The organism is Stieleria bergensis, assembly GCA_007745635.1.
Lineage (GTDB): Bacteria > Planctomycetota > Planctomycetia > Pirellulales > Pirellulaceae > Stieleria > Stieleria bergensis.
In genome coordinates this window covers 4854166-4874503 of record CP036272.1, presented here as the reverse complement: position 1 = coordinate 4874503, position 20338 = coordinate 4854166, and the positions used below count along the sequence as shown (strand labels likewise).

General features: G+C 53.3%; 8 protein-coding genes and 1 pseudogene. All 9 read left to right on the top strand.

Annotated elements, in window-relative coordinates; translation table 11 throughout:
• The first annotated feature begins 433 nt into the window (after nucleotides 1-433).
• The 9 genes and pseudogenes from SV7mr_RS17195 to SV7mr_RS17155 all read left to right on the top strand — a co-directional run bounded on the left by SV7mr_RS17195 (nucleotide 434) and on the right by SV7mr_RS17155 (nucleotide 20027).
• Complete coding sequence (locus tag SV7mr_RS17195) at nucleotides 434-1453, top strand: ABC transporter ATP-binding protein (RefSeq protein WP_145274922.1); 1020 nt, start codon at nucleotides 434-436, stop codon at nucleotides 1451-1453.
• Between the two features lie 5 nt (nucleotides 1454-1458).
• Nucleotides 1459-3387: an ABC transporter permease gene (locus SV7mr_RS17190; protein ID WP_145274919.1), complete on the top strand. Its 1929-nt coding sequence runs from the start codon at nucleotides 1459-1461 to the stop codon at nucleotides 3385-3387.
• The gene (locus SV7mr_RS17185) at nucleotides 3384-5372 is read left to right on the top strand and encodes a prolipoprotein diacylglyceryl transferase (protein ID WP_145274916.1); all 1989 of its coding nucleotides are present in this window, start codon (nucleotides 3384-3386) and stop codon (nucleotides 5370-5372) included. Before SV7mr_RS17190 ends, SV7mr_RS17185 begins: the two co-directional genes overlap by 4 nt.
• 651 nt (nucleotides 5373-6023) lie before the next feature.
• Nucleotides 6024-7111: pseudogene (locus SV7mr_RS17180) on the top strand (IS3 family transposase); the annotation flags it as partial.
• Between the two features lie 220 nt (nucleotides 7112-7331).
• A complete protein-coding gene (locus SV7mr_RS17175; RefSeq protein WP_145274911.1) occupies nucleotides 7332-9440 on the top strand; it encodes a polysaccharide biosynthesis tyrosine autokinase in 2109 nt (702 codons plus the stop codon).
• Nucleotides 9441-9702: 262 nt separating this feature from the next.
• A complete protein-coding gene (locus SV7mr_RS17170; RefSeq protein WP_145274908.1) occupies nucleotides 9703-13869 on the top strand; it encodes a hypothetical protein in 4167 nt (1388 codons plus the stop codon).
• Complete coding sequence (locus tag SV7mr_RS17165) at nucleotides 13866-14792, top strand: hypothetical protein (RefSeq protein ID WP_145274905.1); 927 nt, start codon at nucleotides 13866-13868, stop codon at nucleotides 14790-14792. Before SV7mr_RS17170 ends, SV7mr_RS17165 begins: the two co-directional genes overlap by 4 nt.
• An 88-nt stretch (nucleotides 14793-14880) precedes the next feature.
• On the top strand, nucleotides 14881-15954 hold the full coding sequence (locus SV7mr_RS17160) for a LacI family DNA-binding transcriptional regulator (RefSeq protein ID WP_145274902.1): 1074 nt from the start codon (nucleotides 14881-14883) through the stop codon (nucleotides 15952-15954).
• Nucleotides 15951-20027, top strand: coding sequence for a PVC-type heme-binding CxxCH protein (locus SV7mr_RS17155; RefSeq protein ID WP_145274899.1), 4077 nt, complete (start codon nucleotides 15951-15953; stop codon nucleotides 20025-20027). The genes SV7mr_RS17160 and SV7mr_RS17155 overlap by 4 nt, the downstream gene beginning before the upstream one ends.
• Nucleotides 20028-20338 lie beyond the last annotated feature (311 nt).

The following is a 20338-nucleotide window of genomic DNA, read 5'->3' as shown; positions in this document are numbered from 1 at the left end:
TTCGGACGTCTGGAGCGATGGTTTCGACGCTGGCGGCAGCTGACCAAGCCGCGCCTTGTTGTGTGCCGAGAGTGCCGGAAATCCAGCGAACCGCCGTTGCTGAACCGTTGCTGAGCGGGCGCTGAGCCGTTGCGGGGGCGGATTCGACAAGGAATTTGGAAAGTCGTGAACCTCGGCGGGTTGACTTGCGTAGCGTTATCACGACCCGGAATTTCCGGGGCGACGGCAAAAGTGTGCTGTGTCCGGAGCTTCCGGAAATGGCACCGTGATTGTCCCCAGCGGACACTCGCTGTCTTTTGCCTCTGGGGGTTCGCTGACCGGCATCAATGGTAGGCGAGCCGCCATCCTCAGGACGTTGCCTCCCCTGTTTCGACGACGCGTCGCAGGTGTTGGGGATCCGTTTTTTTGACCTTTCCTACGGAAACCTTTGTTCGTGGACACCGAATCAACAGCAGTTGCTGCATCAGATAGCGATCAAACCACCTCGGCAAGCCCCGCGTCGCCCGAGTCGAGTGACGTCATCATTGAAACCCGCAACCTCAATAAGATCTACAAGGATTTTTGGGGTCGGAAGAAGGTTCATGCCGTCAAGTCGCTGGACATCGAAGTTCGCAGAGGCGAGATTTTCGGACTGCTGGGGCCTAACGGTAGCGGCAAGTCGACGACGATTAAGCTGATCCTGGGCCTGTTATTCCCCACCAGCGGCCGTGTGCTCGTCTTCGACAAAGATGCGACCGAGACGAAGAAAAACGAAAAGATCGGTTACCTGCCCGAAGAGTCATACCTGTACCAGTTCCTCAATGCAGAGGAAACACTGGACTTCTACGGTCGTCTGTTCGATATGTCGGCCGAGATGCGAAAGCAACGTGTGGAGTCGCTGTTACGGCTGGTTGGGTTGCAAGGGGCACGCTACCGCCAACTGCGAGAATACAGTAAAGGGATGCGACGCCGTGTGGGGCTGGCTCAAGCTCTGATCAATGACCCCGACCTGATCCTGCTTGACGAACCGACCACGGGTTTGGACCCGATCGGGATCCGCGAAATGAAGGACCTGATTTTGGCCCTGCGTGATCAAGGCAAGACGGTCCTCTTGTGCAGTCACCAGCTGGGCGACGTTCAAGACGTTTGCGACCGGGTCGCGATTTTGCACCAAGGCGAACTGAAAGAACTTGGCCGAGTCAGCGACTTGCTGAAAGTCCAAGAGGTCACCGAAGTTCACGCCAAGGGACTGACCGAAGAGGCCAAGAAAGAAATCGCCGAAGTCATCGCCAAGCACGGCGGTGAACTCGAATCGATTGACAATCCAACTGCCACGATGGAAGACTTGTTCCTAAACATTGTTCGCGAAAGTGAGGCACGCCCCGGAGCTCGAATGATCTCCAGCGGCAGCCAGTCCTCTGACCAAGCCAGCGAATCGGAACAGTCCAGCGCAACCGATGGATCGGAGAACTGATAGCGATGAACTTGCAACCAGATGATTTTTGGTCCGTTCAACAGTGGCTTTTCCGCGACGGAAAAGTCCTTGAAAGTGCAGCGCTGAAAGGTGTCGTGCTGTTGGTGCTCGGCATGTTGCTCGGTGCCTTGATCGGATACGTGATTTCGGCACTTCGTTACGGACCCGGTGAAGCGTTTTACGCTGTTGCCAAAGCGGTGCGAGACTTCTTCATTGTTGATCTGCCCGGCACCCGATTCCAGCGGATCTTTGCACTCGCCAAGTTGGCCTTTACCGAAGCACGGCGACGTAAAGTTCTGTTCGTTGTGGGGCTGTTCCTGTTGATCTTGATGCTGGCCGGATGGTTCTTGAACCCCGACAGTGATGACCCCGCACGGCTCTACATCGTGTTTGTCTTGACCGCGACAAACTACTTGATGTTGATCCTGGCGTTGTTCATCAGCTGCTTTTCGTTACCACAAGACATCGAACAGCGAACGATCTACACGATTGTCACCAAGCCTGTGCGGATCACTGAGATCATCATGGGACGTTTTTTGGGGTTCCTGGCGATCTGTACCGTCATGTTGGTGCCCATGGGATTGGCCAGTTACGTCTTCGTCGTTCGTGGGCTGAGTCACTCTCACTTGACGGCCGAAAACGTGCAGCGGGATGAGCAGACCGGTCAGATCACCGGCGAGACCGATTACGTTCGCAAGCACAAACACAAATTCACGATCGAGCCGGGCGAAACGCAAGGCTTAACCGACACCGTTCGCGGCCACCAGCACCTGGTGACCTTGGATGAATCTGACGGCGAGATGAACATCACGTTCGGGGCGCCCGTCGGACACCTGCGTGCTCGAATCCCACGTTACGGCGAGATTCAGTTCTACGACCGCAATGGCAACCCGAAAGAGGCCGGGATCGATGTGGGCCAGGAACGGATGGGTGGCGGTTATGCCCAGTCAGGCATGGCCCGCTTAGTCGGTGTCGCCAAAGAGGCTCGCAAGTTAGAGCACAGTTATGTAGAGGGTGGTCGTAGTCTGAGTAAGGCCGAGTTCACGTTCAGTGATGTTGATGCTGGCCGCTACCAAGAGCTTGGCCACTTGCCAATCGGCGTCTCAGTGCGAGCTTACCGTTCCCACAAGGGAAAGATCGACCAGGTCATTCACTACACGCTCAGTCTTCAGAATCCGAAGACCGGAGCCCGAACAGTGCCACGTGATTTTCCCGTGGACGAATATGTTGTCGCTGAGTTGCCGTTCCCCTTGAAGTCAGAGGGAGTGGTTCGAGGCGAGGACGGCGAAGAAGTCACCCGAGAGCTGGATCTGTTCGAAGACTTGGTCTCTGATGATGGACAGCTGCAAATCGTCTTGAAGTGTGTTGAAGGCGGGCAATACGTCGGTGTTACAAAAAGCGGTATCTACCTCAGTGATGGTGAATCCCGATTCGGTTGGAACCTGACCAAAGCTTACATCTCCATTTGGTTGCAGATGGCGATGATCATCGCCTTCGGCGTGATGTGGAGCACCATGCTCAATGGCCCGGTGGCGATGTTGGCTACTGGAGTTTGCGTGCTGATGGGATTTGCTTCCGAAATGATCTATGGCATCCGCCACAACTTGGACGCCAAAATCAATCTGGGAGGCGGACCAATCGAGGCCTTGGTGCGTACCTTAAAGCAAGACGCCATGACCACCGAACTTGACGTCGAGGGCTTTGCAAACGTCGTCATCAAGAAAGCGGACGCAGTGATCATCTACGGTTTAGATGTCATTGCAACCTCGCTGCCCAACCTGCCGCGAATGGTTTCCACCGCTGAGTATGCGGCCGGTGGAGTGGACATTTTTAGCGCACTACTTGCTCGACACGCAATTGTGACACTCGGTTATTGTGTGCTGGCTTACTTTGCTAGTTACTTCATCTTGAAATCTCGCGAAATCGCATCATGAACCAGTCTGCTCAATTAAAGCGTAAGCTGATCTACATCGCGATCATTTTGGCTTGCATCATTCCGTTGTACCTGTTGGGACGGCCAACCGGTGGCGGGGACGATGCAGGTGGCCAGCTGGCGCAGATGCGCAATGCTTACGAGTTCTCAGAAGCGAACCTCGGCGAAATCAGCCCCGCCAGTTCCACCATGAAGTTGGCAACGGTGGGGATGCGAGGTGTCGCGGCAACGTTGCTTTGGCAAAAAGCTCACGAGTACAAGGTCAAGCACGAATGGGACCGGCTGCGTGCCGCTTTGAATAACATCTCGTTGCTTCAGCCGCGTTACGACAAAGTTTGGGAGCATCAAGCACACAACTTGGCTTACAACGTGTCGGTCCAGTTTGATGACTACCGACAGCGTTACGAGATGGTGCGCGAAGGCACCGAGTATCTCGAACGTGGTGTCCGACTGAACCGCAAGGCACCGCGATTGATCTGGTACACCGGTTGGTTCTACGGTCACAAGATTGGAACCTCCGACGAAAAGAAAGAGTTCCGTGTGCTGTTTGCAGACGATACCGAGCAACACACTCGGTTGGCCAATCAAGGGCTCCCGATCTTTGACGCGCGAGCCGAAGGACCAAACAACAAGCCCGACAATTGGTTGGTCAGCAACCTGTGGTTGGAAAAGGGGGCGGCAATGGTCGACGCCGGTGTCAAGCTGCGTCGAATCACGGCGATCAACTTTTTTGAGACCGGACCCAAAGCCATCTTCAAATTCGCTGAAGCCATCGAGAAAGAAGGCACTTACAACGAGAAAACTCAGGACGCTTGGGTGCGAGCTGCTGATGGTTGGGCTGAATTCGGCCGCCGAAGTCTGCCCACGACCTCCAATATCACCGTTCGCTTAGGAGCTTTGGAAGATCGTCTTGAAGAGCACGGGCGTGTCTTTGATCGTTTCAAAGTTCTTTGTGGACCGTTGTATACCGAACGCGAAAAAGAACTCGTTGGCACCCTGACTGGAACTTACCTGGACGTCTATCAGAAAGATCCCAAAGATCGCTCGAAGGCTGAGCAACGATTGATGCCAGAGATCAAGCGATTGATTCGCCCCGATGTGAAGCTGCTGCTGGCTGAGTTGCCAGCGGATAAACGGCTCAAGGGAATCGAGTTGATCGATAACATGATCCAGTTGGAAGATCGGATTCGCCGGATCGAAGGCTATCGCGAACAAATTAACTACAGCTACTGGGAAAGCCTTGCCATGGCTGAACAGGAAGAGCGAACCATTGAGGCGCGAAGGCTGATCTACGAAGCCAAGAAGTTCGCTGACAACGCTCAGCTGAAAGAGTCGTTGGAAAAGTATGAGGAAGCCTTCGAACTCTGGGCTGAAATCTTCGACGACTATCCCATTCTGACGATTGATGATTCCGCCGATGATCTTTATGAGTCAGTTCGGCAGTACATGATCGCTTTGGACTCGAATGATCTTCCAGAAGGATTCCCGCTGGAAACCTTCGTCGAGCTCATGGCCGAAGAGTCTTACGCTCGCGTTGAGATGTACGAAGAGGTTCGCGAGACTCAGAAGGAAAAAGCCGCTCAACGTCGCCGTGAATTGGAAGAAGAGGAGCGAAAACGTGACGCGGCCGACGCCGAACAGGCCAAGGCCGACGCCGAGAAAGCCGCTGAGATGAAGGCCGCCGAAGGGAATCAGGATACGTCGCGAGACGTAGCTGCTGAGAAAGCCGAAGCAGAAGACAAGCCTGCGGACGCCCAAGCCACAGAAGATAAAGATAACGCCGCCGAGAAAGCGGATGAGGAGCCTGTGGCAGAAGGAGACAAAATCTCCGAAGGTCAGGCCGTTAAGGAGGAAGCTGCTGCAGAAAAGCAGGGGGCGAATGAAGCTGGTTCAGACGAAACGCCCGAGCAGCCAACGTCTGACGGAAATCCAGCCGGGGAGGCCGCAGCTGAGAATCAGCCCCCACCACCGGCTGAAAGCAACTGATCGAGGTTCCAGCTCACTGGGTAACCGTTCATTGCGACTCCTTGAGAGCAACGCGGGAGCTAACGCATCGCCTCTGCTCACTTCTTCACGCCGTGCAGCGAAAGGTTGCTGATTTCGGCGACCGACTCCCAGTGTCCCATGCCTTCGAAGCCGATACTAAAATTGTAGATCGCGTCGTCTTCGAGTTTGCTGCTTAACGCGGGTTATTTCCTTGACCCAGCTTCTATCGCCTGCTTAACCAACGATTTAGCGTCAATCTGCAGCGTCTCGGGTTGGCCTGGTTTCGGTGGCTCTCTTCCGTCATCGGTGATGCTGCCCCCGGAAGAAGATGTTGCCGTGTTGTTCGACACCCAAATGCGGCGCGTAGAGTTTGGGCTTATTGGTAAATAGCATCATTCCGGCGAACAGCTTTTGCCCCAGATCCTTTGTCTTGCCGACTTCTCGTTATCGGAGGTTCGCGTTGCGAGGCGAATCTATAACACTCGATTCACGCTGGATTAACTAAAGAGACTTTAGCTGCACTCGGGACTGGTTTTCGAGGCGGCACGCAAGATTTTGTCTGGGGCCTGCGGGTAAAAGTGGCGTGCTCCCCAAAAACTAATCCATCTGTTATGAAGGTTTACCGGCCGAGCTGGCCAAAGGAGACTTTTTATGACTAAGAAACGCAAACGACGGAAACCCGAGCAGATCGTGAAGGCGATTCAAGAAGGCGATGCGATGATGGCGGCGGGCAAGACAGAGGCCGAGGTGTTTCAAACGCTTGAAATCAGCGTAACGACCTGGGAGCGTTGGAAGAAACTGTATGGCGGAATGAAGTCGGATGAAGCAAAACGACTTCGTGAGCTTGAAGTCGAGAATCAACGACTCAAAGAGCTTCTCGCCGAGGCCGAGCTAGACAAGAAGATCCTCAAGATGGCTGCAGAGGGAAACTTCTGAGCCCGACGCGACGACGTGAGGCTGTTGCAAAGGCTCAGAAATCCTTTGCAGTGTCAGAACGTCGGGCATGCAAAACGCTTGGCCAACCGCGGAGTACTCATCGGTACCAAGCGAAATCCAAGAGCGACGAAGAGCGATTGCTTCGCCGCATTTACGAACTGGTTCGAGAATTCCCCCGCTACGGCTACCGGATGATCACGCGGATGTTACGCCGCGAAGGATGGACAGTGAATTACAAACGAATCTATCGGCTTTGGAAACGAGAAGGTCTTCGAGTGCCACGAAGAAAGACGAAGAAACGCAGGCTTGGAAGCGTTTCAGGAGGGATCTGCCGTCGCCGCGCCGAACGCATCAATCACGTTTGGTCGATTGACTTTATCTTTGATCGAACAATCAATGGGCGGTCAGTGAAGATCCTTTCGTTGATCGATGAGTACTCACGAGAATGCATCGCCTTGGAGGTCTCACGCCGGTTCACCGGCGATGACTTGGTTGCCCTTCTAGTGGATGTGTTTGCAATTCGAGGCATTCCGGCATTTATCCGAAGTGACAACGGACCAGAGTTCATCAGTCGCCGCGTCCGCGATTTCCTTGGACGCATTGATGTCGGCACATCGTTCATTGAACCAGGTAGCCCCTGGGAGAACGGCTATGTCGAGAGCTTCCACAGCCGGTTTCGTGACGAGTGTTTGTCCTGCGAAGCGTTCAGCACGCTTGCCGAAGCGCAACAGGTAATCGGGCAATGGAGATCGACGTACAACCATCGACGTCCCCACAGCTCGCTGAGCGGGCTTACTCCTGCGGAGTTCGCGACCCGTTGTGCCGCTTCAACTCCAGTCGCTGCGCTCCTTACGTCGAAGCGGCACAACGAATGTGATTCAGTAACCCAATCCCTACCTTCATAACCCTGGACCAAGTTTCGGGGGCATTCCAAAAGTCGTTCTTGGGTGGTTTGTACCTTATTTTCGCTGTTGTTTGCGGGATGATACCGAAAACCCTCACACCTATCCCTGATCTGTAAAAATGGACGATTTAGACAAAATAGAAACGTCTCAAGCGATCGGCCTCGGTCTGATTCTGCAGACTGCAAGGCGGCACTTGCTCTGGGTGCTGCCAACCGGATTTGTGCTCTGTACTTTAGTTTTCCTTCTTCTTCACGACTGGAAGGTAGATCGTTACCAAGCTTCGCATTGGGTCGAGATTGCCCCCAACCACGTCGCCTTTTCAGATGTTAGAGCGAGGGGTGGGAGCGATGCCAAGGGCGAGGAGGCCCTACTCAAATCTCCGATGGTTCTAGAGTCGGTACTAGCGCAACCATTCATCAAAGAGTTGAAACCGACGACCGACGGCGGTCCACGGAACTTAGCTTATCTTGTCGAAAACGTTGCTCTGACGTCGAAAGGAGCACAAGGCAGGTACGCGATCTCCTTCATCGATAATGATCCCGTGGCAGCAAAGCAGCTAAGTGACGCGATCGCGGAGTCATTCATGGCTGTGAGAACGCTCTTGGATTCCACGCAACTAAGTAACGTTCGCGAATCCTTGAGGCCAGCGATTTCGGAGTGGGAATCCACTGTTCTGAACCAGCAGGAGCGTTTGCAATTGGCCGCCCGATCTGCTGGGATTCCTCTTGATGAGTTGACTCAGCAACGAGAGTTCTTGGCGTCTCTTAAACGCGCCCACATGGACGCAACCATGCAGCTCAAGGCGGTGCAGCAAGAGCTTTCATCGCTCCCAGATGCGGACTTAAGCGACTCCGAGGGGGTTCGAGTCGCCGAGTTGGAGGACGGCGAGGCAACCGATCTTACGCGGCTCCGCGCCGGCTTAGTTGCCGAGAAGCATCGGATCATCGTTGAGGACTCAGAGAACGTCTTCAAAGAGGGGCTCGTTCGGATTGAAGCGAAAATTAGGGACATTGATGAACAGCTAAGTTTGCGGAAAGCCCAGGCATCTTTGGAGGCTGAAACTGTGCTCCGCGACAAAGCGGGCAAGGCGGCGAAACAGCAAATCGCGGATTTGGAGCTCAGGATTAAAACGTTGAATGACGGGATCAACGCAGAAAAGGCTCGCTTGGCTGGTGAACAGTCAAAGTGGAATGCAATTCAGTTCGAACTGGATAATGTTGAGGTGTCAAAGGATGTTCTGATCTCGCTGCGACGTCGGGAGGCAGCTTTGAAAACCGAGGGTGGTTACAAAGATGTGGTTTCCAGTCTGGCCTCAGCATCTCTTCCTGAAACTCCGTTGGAAAACAGCAATACAAAGCGTCAGTTGTTAGCGTATCCGCTGGTTTTTGCTGCGCTGTTTGGGTTAGGTCTTACCGTGGAGGTTTTCTCCCAGCGCTTTTCACGAGCTCGGAACGTCACGGAAATCACACAACTAAGTCTGCTTGGAGAACTTGCAAAATTCCCTCGATGGGGGTCAAGGTCGGGCCGTCAATTCTATGAGAGGTCCGTTATGGCGTTAGCAGTTCGTCTGGGTTGTTTGAAAGTGCTCTCAGCCGGTAAGGTCGTTGGTGTCGTCAGCGGAGTGTCGGGCGAAGGTAAATCAACCGTAACCTTCGGTTTGGCCTGCATGCTTGGACATTCAAAACACCTTAAGGTGTTAGTCATTGACGCCGATGTGCGTAAACCATCTTTACATAGCTTGTTTGACGTTTCCAACGAAGTCGGCTTGGTTGACGTTCTGATGCAAAGATCGGAACTAGATGATGCAATTGTGGCGGTTGGTAAGTTGGACTTTTTGCCTGCTGGCCGGCTCTCTGCTCCGCCCTTTGGCATTTTCAGCGAGGGCAATGTCTCTGGCTTTATAGATTCATTGCGAGAGCATTACGATCTTATCCTTGTGGACACCTCGCCCTTGAACTTAACGCCAGAAACAATGCTCGTGGCCGAGTCATTCGACCATGCGATCGTTAGCTTTATGCGGGACAAAAGTCGGGCGGCTTATGCCGCAAAAATGTTGGATAAATTAGAACTCCTGGGCAGCAACGTCGTCGGAGCGGTCTTTTCGGGTACTCCTATACGAGAATACAAGTACCAATACGGATCTTATTACTACTACGGAGGCAAAAAGGCGATCGAAATGCCTGTCTCTAAGGATGCTTGTTCTGGCATCGGCTCTGTGCCGTCGTGACCCTCACCGTTAGACACTTCCACGGAGCGAGCATATGATCATCCACAGGTTGGATTGGCGTTGGTGTGTCGTTGCTGTCTCTCTACTGCTAGTGATTGGTTTTGTGACTGCCAGTCGTTTGGGCGAGCAGAGGGCGATTAGTTACTGGCAGCATCGTGGTGAAACCGCATGGTCAACGGGCGATCTTCCGGGGTGTGTTGAGGCGTACGAACGTCTGGTTTCGCTTTCTCCGGAAAAGGTGGACGTGGCGTATCGATTGGCAGTGGCCTTCGATGACTTAATTGGTTTGCCTCCAATCGCTACACCTCGTCAGTTGCATCAAGCAGAGCAGCGATTACGGAGAGTTTTGAATTTCCCGAGCGGCAGCATCTCAGAGCAAACCGCACAGGATTTGGGGCTACGACTGATATGGCGACAGTTGCAACTAGGCGGGTTGCATCCCCGCAAAGCTTACCATCGGCTACTCGACCCTGGGTGCGATCTACCTTACCACCGCCGTTCAGAGTTACTTTTGGTTGCGAGATGCCTTTTCGAAACGCTACCAAACGCGGGCAACTTTCGACTGGAGGAGGAGAGTGAGGGAGCGAGTGGATTTCGGGAATTATTATCGGTGCCAATTTTCTCGGCGATACAAGACAAGCTAAATCTTGCTCTGGTGGACGATCGTAGTTTGGTCGCGTTTTTACGGTTTGTCGACTTTCACCAGGCGTTGTCAGGCCCGGTCGACGTGCCTGCTGCGTTGGCAGAATCGATGATTGTCGAGTGCAAGCGACGCCGCAACGCTATAACGACGCTTGCTGCAGCGAGATTCGCTATTAATCAGAGTGTTGTGGACGATCCAAAGTGGTTGTCGAAAGTCACTTCCGACGCCTTAAACGAAGCTCTCTGCCATCTGAAATCGAGTTCAGTCTCTAGGCAAGTAAGTGCTGAACAGCGGATGGAGAACAACTGTAAGTTGGAGCTCGCGCAATTAACTTTGCCTGTGATCTCGGAATCATCTCCCGAGTCCGTTTTTAAGTGGCTTAAGCCATGGGAACAAGTTTTCTCAACAACACTTCAAGACTACCCCGTCGAATTGGAATTACAGTACGCTAACTGTCTTGCCAAGTTAACCAAGCACGCGGACCTCAGACGCTTTGGTAGCGACTCGTTGAAATGCCATCCGCAGAACGTGCGACTCCACGAGATGATGTTTAAACTCGCCGTTGAGTCTCGCTTTGACAAGGCATACTTGAAAGAAGTTTTATCAGCCTGGGGCGAGGCGCTGTCTTGTCAGGGTAGCAGGCTATCGTCTGCTTCCATCGAAGGCCAGACAGGATTGGGAAACGGGGACAAACATGCAGAGTACGAAAAATCCAGATGGTTATGGCATGTCATGTCTCTTTATTACGCCTCTGATGAGGAGCAGGGGACTTGGGATCAGATTAGTCAGTTGAGGCAACTGATTGCAACTGCCTCCAGGGACCAGGCGCTAGTTGGACGTCGCTTTGAAGTAGAACTGCTCATCAAGATGGGGTGTGTTGGTGAGGCCGCTTCGATCCAAGAACTTGTTTGCGAGCTCACTTCGAGTCAAGAAAGTCATGCGATGGCGGCGGATCTCTGGCTGGAGGTCGGCGCTTATCAACCTGCACTCCGCCATTTGCGTCTTCTCGATTCGCCGACGTGGATGCAGCGACTTCGTATCGCAAGATGCGTTTGGGAAAGCCAATACCGCCGCGAGTTCCCGCTTGCAGACCGGGAACATACTGCTGGGTTACTTAGGTCGCTTTTAGCCTCTGCCGATTGCACAAAAAGTGAAGACCGGTTCGTTCTACGTTGGATGTTAGCTTCGATTCCAGCTGATCAGGACAGTTGGGGTAATCATATCCAGTCCGAGAATTACCAAGGCGAGATTAGGGAAATCTTGTCGGAGCTTACTCGAACGGAACTGAAGCCTTCACACGCTGAATGGATTCGGACCCCGATGGATGCTGCCGTCTTTTTGGAGCAACTTAGCCTGGGGAATCGCACCTCAAAGCCCAGCGTGGCGGGCGATTTGCTCCGAGTGCATTGTTTGTTAATCGATGGAAAACTGGACGCGGCAACATCCACTCTAACGAGAACGGCTGACCAACTTGCAGCTTCACCGCAATGGGTTCGGTTTTTCGGGGAAAAGCTCTTGGAATCAGTCTCTGTTCGTGCAGACGACACTCGGTTTAAGCTTCTTTGCCAAGTTGGTAGGTCATTGAACGATTGGGAATTTCTGTACAGGGTGGCCCGGGATTCGAGCGACCCAGAGGTTTCCGAACGAGTTGCAGAGCTGATCGAAAAGTACGAGCCCGGGCGAGTCGACCTGACACTAATGCTTCAAGCACATGCTGGTTTCAGGAATGAAATGGGTAACCCCGTACAACTGTCAGGAACATTTGGAGAAAGTTGCGAGCGTGATCTTCAGCGAGTTTTAAAACTCCGCCCTAACTGGGGCGAAGTTAATGTGGCGCTCGGACGCGTGTTGCTTGCAAGATCGATTCGGCAATCCAAAAGAGATCTCCGATCGCAAATTGCTCGGCAGGCTCAGGAGTGTTTCCGACAGGCTTTGTATTTGGGGGCACAAGATCAAACACTCCCTTTCAATCTAGGGTTGGCAGCATCGATCGCTGGGAATGCGGTCGATATGGACTCAGAGGTCAATGTGAGTTCTCCGCTTTCCCGAGTGACTGATGAATACCAGGCACGCTCGAATGTGTATCTTTCTCTGGCTGCCGATTTCCGGGTTGACGAAGAATCCCTAGCGAAGCTCTTCAAAAACAGCGAGGGGAAAGCAAGAGCTAATGCTCTTCATCTGGCAAGCAGATTGGCGTGGCAACTGGCTCATCGGCAAGGGCCGAACCAGTTAACGTTGCCAGTACAGCAGGTTTTCGAATGGCTCGACGAGGCGATATCGATCACCGAGAAGCACGGTCCTTCCCCACTGCTCGAGTCACTCTTGCAATTGAAGTTAGCTTGGACTTCCAAGTTCCCAGAATCAGAATTAGTCCAAAAGTTTAGGCAGCAAGTTGAAGGTGCTCCCTTAAGTCCACAAGTTAAGTTGAATTGGACTGCTGCTCTGCTGAGCGGCCAAGATCGCGAAAGGTATCTGCTAAGCCAAGTGGCGGAAGCAAGTGTTTTGGAGCTTAGCGTTGAAAATGCAATCAACGTCGCCTTGGCCGACAAAGCTAATGTTTCGAAGGCCGACCACCTTAGCGTCTTGAAGGCGATCGTAGCGAAATGGCCTGAGTCTGAGCACGCACGTCTTGTGTTAGGATTCGAACTAGTTGAATGGCATCAACAGGAAGACGCCAATGGTGTTGAAACAGCGGATTTGCAAGGACAGTTAAGACGTTTGCTGCACGAGTCAGAGTATGCCAAAAGCCAACACAAATTGCTTTACGTTGATTGGTTGATTCGCTCCCGCGAGTTGGCTAAGTGTCGTGAAGCCAGAAGGATTTGTCGTGAATTACTGGCAACTGATCAGGCCGCCGAGAGTCGGTCGGTACAGCGTTGCTTACTAGCTACGTTATTGTTTGAGTTACGCAGGGGCGATGTCAAAGTGAGTCAGAAAGTCTTGCTTAGCAAGGAATCCGACGCTTTGTTTCAGCAAATCCTTGAGTCAAGCTATCGCTTGGACGTTCTGTCTGAATACATTTCGTTCCTGATCCAATCCGGCGGGCCAGGTCAAGTCCAAACCGCCAAACGTCTTGTGATGGAGAGCCAGCGTCACCTGCTGAGCTGTGCCGCAAGTTTGGGTTGGTATTTAGAAATCGCCGAAATAGAACTCGGTTTTCTCCCTCGACGTGACGTCGTTAGGAACTGGTTCTTGGCAGTGCCGCCACAGTTGAGGGTTACCGCCCTATCCGCGGTGGAGCAGGCGATCGGGCCGGAAGCAACGCTGGATCTTTGCCTTGATGCGATCGCGGCCTGGCAAGAAGAAGTTGACGCCTCCGGCAGCACGCTTCCGGATTTCCAAGTTGCGAGTTTCTCTGTCGATGTGCTGTGCGAAGGACTGGATGGCTCTTCTAGCGCCGAGTGCCTCTACGTCTTAACCAGACTACAAAAACCTTCTGAATCTGAAGCCGAAGTTGTTTCGAAGAAACTCCGGCGATTCTATCAGCAGCATTCGCTTGGACGAGACGAATGGCAACTTTATGCGGACTATTTGAATGAGCGTGGGGAAAAGATGGCAGCGCAGCGAATCTACTTGACGCTCGTGGAACGATACCCGAATAATCTCACGTTTACGAATAACTTTGCTTCATTGGCCGCTGAGACTGGGGCACAGATGAGTTTAGCCGACTCGAAACTGCGAATCGCAATCTCTAGACATCCCGGGCACGCTGTCTTGCTCGGTACACTCGACTATCTCTCCGCAGCACGCGAAACTTTCTCCGGTGACCTGGAGGTTGGAAAATGAATTTGATAACAAAACTGAATTTTCGGATGCCCGTCGTCAAGCGTTTGGTTGCTTGTCTACCTGTGCTTATTTCGTTACTCGTTGCCGATTCATCTTCAGCGCAGTTCACCGCCGATGCGATCGTATCGGAGGCGGAAGATGAAGTCTCCCGGTTGACGGACAAAGATGGGGTATCGCTGCTTAACACGAATGCTCGCGTTGTCCTGAGATTCAAGGTAATGTTTGCCACGCAGGGGAAAATTGATGGTCGCTCTTCGGACATTGCAACTTACAACAGCTTTGCCAACACTCAGGCAAGGCTGACAAATAGCATCTTTGGAGGTGCAGCTGATTCCTCAATTACTGATGCCGATCAGTGGGATTGGAAAGCGGTTCTTTCAACGAACAGCGGTACCCGTGCAGAGGTCAATTCCAGCACGCAATACGACGACGATGCAGATTACGCGTCCGATAAAATTACCATCGACATGATCAACCCGGTTTTTAATACGCATTCGGGTTTGCTGGCATCCAATTACCGGGAGTTATGGGAAGAACCTCTGGTAAATATGAATAAGACGCAGACCTTAACCAACAACTCCGGCAACACTTGGACGGGGACTGACAAACTGCCAGTTGGGAATTCGATTGATAAAGGTTTGGGTGGGGGGGCTAACGACCTAGCCTTTTATGGTAAAAAAACACCGTCCGTTTTCTGGAAGAACGGTGAGGACAAATTAAAAAAAGCGAACCGCATCTATGCAATTTCTCCTTTGCTTTACGTGGTGAATGTCAACTTTGGCACTGGACTGGATGCAAGTTATGTGATCATGGAGTCGCCTGAGCCGACAACTTTCGCCATGTTCCTAATCGGAATACTCGTATGTTTATGTTGTCGAAGAGGGCGAAAGGAAGCCAAAGTCGCTGCGTCTATCGTGCCCTGATGCTCGCCAACTGACGGTTGCCTTTTTGTTTCAATGAAATAAACTGCTTTTCGATGCATTTGTTTTCGAAGCCAAGCAGGGAATTTCAATGCCAGCGACAGTTAAAGATGTTGCCAAGGCCGCCGATGTCTCCATCGGCACGGTCAGTCGCGTGCTTAGCGGCGAGCCAAATGTGACGGCAGAGACTGCACGCCGTGTGATGAACGCTGTCGATCAGCTGGGCTACAGCCGGCTGCGAAAACGCAAGCATGATCCCGACGCGATGCAGCTGGGGCGAAAGAATATCGCAATGTTACTGTTAGGCATGGATCGCTCGTTGGCGACCTTACCCTCGGTGGCCTGTGGGATTCATGGTGCGGAATCAGCGCTTTCCAAAGCCGGCGCAAACGTCTTGTTATCTGACGTGCCTTCGGTGGATTCTGTTCCCACCTCGATCGTGCGGCAAAATCTGCATGGCGTTTTAGCCAAGGCCGCCTTACAGGGCAAACTGTTTGAATCAGCCGACGCGGGATTGCTTGAACGTTTGCGTGCCGTTCCCACCGTGTGGTTTCTAGGGCGGCCTCTGGGCGCCGATTGGGGTGATGTCGTTGAATCGAACGACCATGAAGTGGGCAAGTTGGCGGCTGAATATTTGTTGCATCGCGGACATCGCCGGTTAGCCATCATTGATCCCAAACCAGATCATGTCACCCTAAGCCAGCGCTGCGCGAGCTTTTCGTGGCATGCTGGAGAGGGCGGTGCAAAGGTCGAAAAAGTAGTCGGCGACAGCAAGGATTGGACACTGCCATTGCACCCGGTCGACGACGTCGAGATGGTCGACAAGCTGGTTGGAAGACTATTGAAACGACGGAGTAAGCCGACGGCAATCTTTTGTCCTGCAGATGGCATCACGGCGATGGTCTATCGCTCGTTTGCTCGCCGCGGGCTGCAAATGGGTCGCGACATGAGCTTGATCTCGTGTAACAACGAACTGCCATTATTGTCGGGGTTGTATCCCGAGGTAACGACCATTGATATCCGCGCCGAACAAATTGGGCGTCAAGCGGTCGACCAGTTGATCTGGCGTCTGGGGCACGCGGAAGCCCCGACTGTTAGCGTGTCTGTACAACCTGGCCTTGTTGAAGGCATGTCTGTGAAGGATCTTTCGGAGAGCAAGTCATGAGAGTTTGGATCGCGCTGTTAATGTGCTGGGCATTGATGCCCGTGTTGTCGGGTGATGACGATTTGCCCATCGTGGCAGATGGTTTTACGGTTGACGTGATTGCCAAAGAGCCAATGGTTCGAAACGCCTGTGCGATGGCCTTCGATCGCTTGGGCCGCTTATGTGTTGCTCAAGGACCGCAGTGGCGTGGGCCGACGCCAGAGACCGCTGGTGACCGCGTTGACATTTTGATCGATAGCGATGGCGATGGGATTGCTGATTCACGGAAGACCTTTGCCAAAGGTTTTAACAGTGTCCAAGGCATTGCCTGGCATGGCACGGACTTATGGGTCGCCAATGCACCGGACTTTACCGTTGTCCGCGACACCGATGGCGATGACGAAGCAGATGTTTATATCAAAGTCTACACTGGGCTCGGGAATTTGGAGCATTCCCTGCATGGCCTGAACTTTGGACCCGATGGCAAGCTTTACATGTCCAAAGGAAACTCCAAGGGATACAACCGCATCGATCAGTTGGCTCCCAAAGCGTTCCGTGACTTATGGGGACTGCCTTCGCCAGCAGGGGCGCCCGATTACCCACCGGTGACGGTCTACACCAAGGATAGCTATCAACGCGCTTATCACACGCCGCAAGATGATTGGGGACAGCAAGGTGGGATCCTCCGCTGTGACCCGTATTCCCAGGCTGGCAAGCAAGTGACCGATGAGATGGGGCGTGGGCTGGAGATCGTTTCAAGAGGCTTTCGTAATCCCTGGGACATTTGCTTTGATGATGGGTTTGACTTTTTGGGCACCGACAACGATCAGACCGAGGGCGACAAAGTCTTCGCGCCCTTTTACGGTGCTCACTTTGGTTGGGGACACCCTTGGAGTTTTGATTGGAAAGGCATTGATCATTTGCCAACGGTGCCAGTCAGCATGCCGCTGTACGAAGGCTCTGGTGCGGGGCTGATTCACTATCATGCGAAGCATTTCCCAGCCGAGTATCGCGACGTGTTCTTCGTCAATGATTGGATGCGCCGGGAAATCTATGTGTTTCGCCCAGAATGGCAGGGCGCCTTGGTTCGCCATCAAGGCGGGGAGTTCCCCGGCCGATTGGCGCACGCTGACGGCGGTCGTTCTCTGGCCAAAGGTTCAGGCCGTGTGTTTGAACCAACCGATATTGAAGTGGGACCCGATGGAGCGTTGTATGTTCTGAGCTGGGGACACGGCTACGGTGCAACCATGAAGGGCCAAGAACAAATCGACGCCGGTCGCGTTTATCGTATCCGTCATGCGGCCAGCGAGCTGATCGACTGGAAAACGTTTGATCGCAGTTTGCCGCTCGGCGAACGAAGTTTGGATCAGTTGTTTGACGATTTCTCCAGCAGCATCCCAGCCTGGCGAGTCGACGCGCAGAACGAATTGTTGCGGCGCGGTGAACAAGCGGTCACCTACCTCAGGAAACGTTTGCGGGAACCGGTCACCAAGGCTGAACAAACTTGGGGCTTGTGGACCTTGGGGCGATTGTCCGCTGAGGCATTGATGAAGCTATCGGCAAGCCAAAGCGATCAAGTCAACGTGCGCTTGCAAACCATTCGCATCCTGGCCCTGGTGGCACCCGATCGAATCGATCAAGTGTTGGCGCTAGATTCCGCTGAAGCTCGCCTGCGTCACGTTTCCGTGCAAGCGATTTGGCAGGCAAAGCGTGATGATCTTTCCAGTGCATTGACGGCCATGGTCTCAGCCGAGACCGATCGCGTGGCGTTCTACTCTGGATGGAACGCGATGGCTGAGCTGATTCCTGAAGCCGAACGCAAAGCACTGATTCAAGACCCGCGTCCGCGAGTGCGTTTGGCTGCCCTCTTAGGACTGTTTTTGCAGGACAAGCTGTCTGCTGACGAAGTCCAGTCGCTGCGGGCTGATGGCGATCAAGAGGTTGCGGGGCTGGTTGAATTGTGGTTGCGAAAGACCGGCAAGGGGGCACCGTTGATCACTTTGACGCCGCCACCGGGTGAGTATTCACAGCCGGTGAACGTGACGGCCAAGAGCACCTTGCCAGAGAGTTTCTTGACCTACACCACCGATGGGTCGACGCCTGCCGTGACGGGAATGCGAGTCAAAGGGCCGATTGTGTTGGATCAAGATACCAAGTTGCGGTTTTCGATCTTTCAGCGACGCACGCAAGCCGGTGCGACCACGACGGCTGAGTACACGATTCGTACCACCCCACGTTATCGCCATCGTCAATCAGTCCATCGGTTTGCTTCAGACAGCGGTGGCAATTATCAATGGGATTGGGGCGGTCTCTCGGAAGGCAAACTGCATTACACCGACCGCCAGTATCAGATTCTTAACGTTCCAGAATCCTTGCGAGGCCTGCCGTTTCTAAGGACTGCCAATGCAGATGATCGTCGGATGACCAAACGGCTGATGTCCTTTGAAATTGATTCTGACATGACCGTCATGGTCGGTGTGGATGTCAGGATCAAACAGCCGCTGCCTTGGCTAAGGCTCGGTGAACCGGATGGTTTTGCCGACACAGGATTGGTCGTCAAGACAAGCGATCCGGACTTCCGTGTTTATGCCAAATCATTCAGGGCTGGCGAGGTTGCCTTGGGGGCAAACATTGTGCAGCCCAATGGTTCTCCACGTGGAAACTACATCGTGATTCTCAAGCAATCAAACCTGGCACGACCGCCAGGTGGGCCTGCAGTCACGGTGGATCAGGTGGCCCAGGCAATGAACGCCGCTGATCCTGCCCGAGGTCGTGAGTTGTTTCTGCACCCGCAGGGCGCCGGTTGTTACAAATGCCATCGCATGCAGGGCATCGGCAACGTTCTGGGACCCGACTTGACGGACATTGGGCGTCGTGCCAAGACTGCTGAGGTGTTGATTGAGTCCATTGTCCATCCCAGCAAGGTGATCACCGAAGGCTTTGCTCAGCAGCGTGTGTTGACCATCGATGGACAAGTACTCTCTGGCGCCGTGATCGAGGAAACGGGACGCAGCATTAAACTAGCCAACTCCGAAGGTGAACTCACCACCATCGACAAAAAAGACATCGAGCAACGATCGGGGACAAAGCTCTCGCCGATGCCCGACGGATTTGCTTCCATGATGACTGCCCAACAGATTGCCGATTTGACCGCTTGGTTGATGACTCAAAAAGTCTCCGGCGATCGCCAGGGGTTCTGGTTTCAAGAATCCGATGCTGCGTTGCAGATCAACTATGGCAAGCAGCCCATTGCCACGTACTTGAAAGACCATCCCGTCTTGACCCGTCGAGCACTGGTCAATGTGCACACGCCCGGTGGCCTGCAAGTGACGCGGAATTTTCCACCACGTAAACCTGAGGATATCGATCCAGGCCATGCGAACAAATCCAGAATCATTCACCCCAACATGCATCCCGGTCTGTGGATTAGTTTTGGCGATCTGAACGGCAACGACTACTGGCGTTTAACGTCCAAGGTGGTCTTTGATCGCTATTTAGAGCTTCCCAGCGGCGACAAGAACACCGGTGGCTTCACGGCACTGAATCGCTACATCAGTCAGGACGGTCGTCAGGTGGTTTGCGAAGAGACAACGACTTATCGCTTTGAAAAGGTCGCCGAGGGGCTGCTGCTGAGAATCGATGCGCAGTACGTCTCCGATCAGCGTGATTTCTACTTTGGTGATCAAGAGGAATCCGGGCTTGCCGTGCGTGTGGCTTCACCACTGCGTGTTCAAGGCGGCGATGGAACCATCATCAACAGTCGAGGCGAAACAAATGGAGCTCAGATCTGGGGGAAGCAAGCCGAGTGGTTTGATTACTTTGGCACCATTGATGGCAAGCAAGCCGGCGTGATGGTGATGTCCAGCGACAAAAATCCTCGGCCGTGTTGGCTGCACGCTCGAGATTACGGAGTGATTGTTACCAATCCATTTCCCAAGCAGCCTCGTGAACGCCGCGAACCGTATGTCAAGACTCCGATCAAACGCGGAGAGACGTACAAGTTGTCGTTTGCGGTGCTGCTGCATGAGCTGCCTGCTGGTCAAACATTGGACCGAGAGAAAGCGGTGGAAATGCTGAAAGCATCTTTCCGTTAATCAGCGCGAGCAAGCCTCAGCAGCGAATGTCTCGTGTTCGCGACTGTTGGCGAACATCAAGGCTTTCGCAGAACGAGGATCTGCGGTCTCAGGGATTCTTCCGATCTGGTTTGCTGCAAGTGCCGTCCGCAGGTTTCTGCTGCCTGCCTCGGATGACGGTCACCGGAGGCTCTTTGTTAGGATCGATTAAGTAGTTTCCGTTAAGACTCAGCGCGGCTCGCTGTTCGTAGAGCGAACTCGTCTCTTGCTGCACGCCAGCGAACTGCTTCGTCCTGCCGTGATTCACGGTTGTCCTGGACACTTGTCTGAAT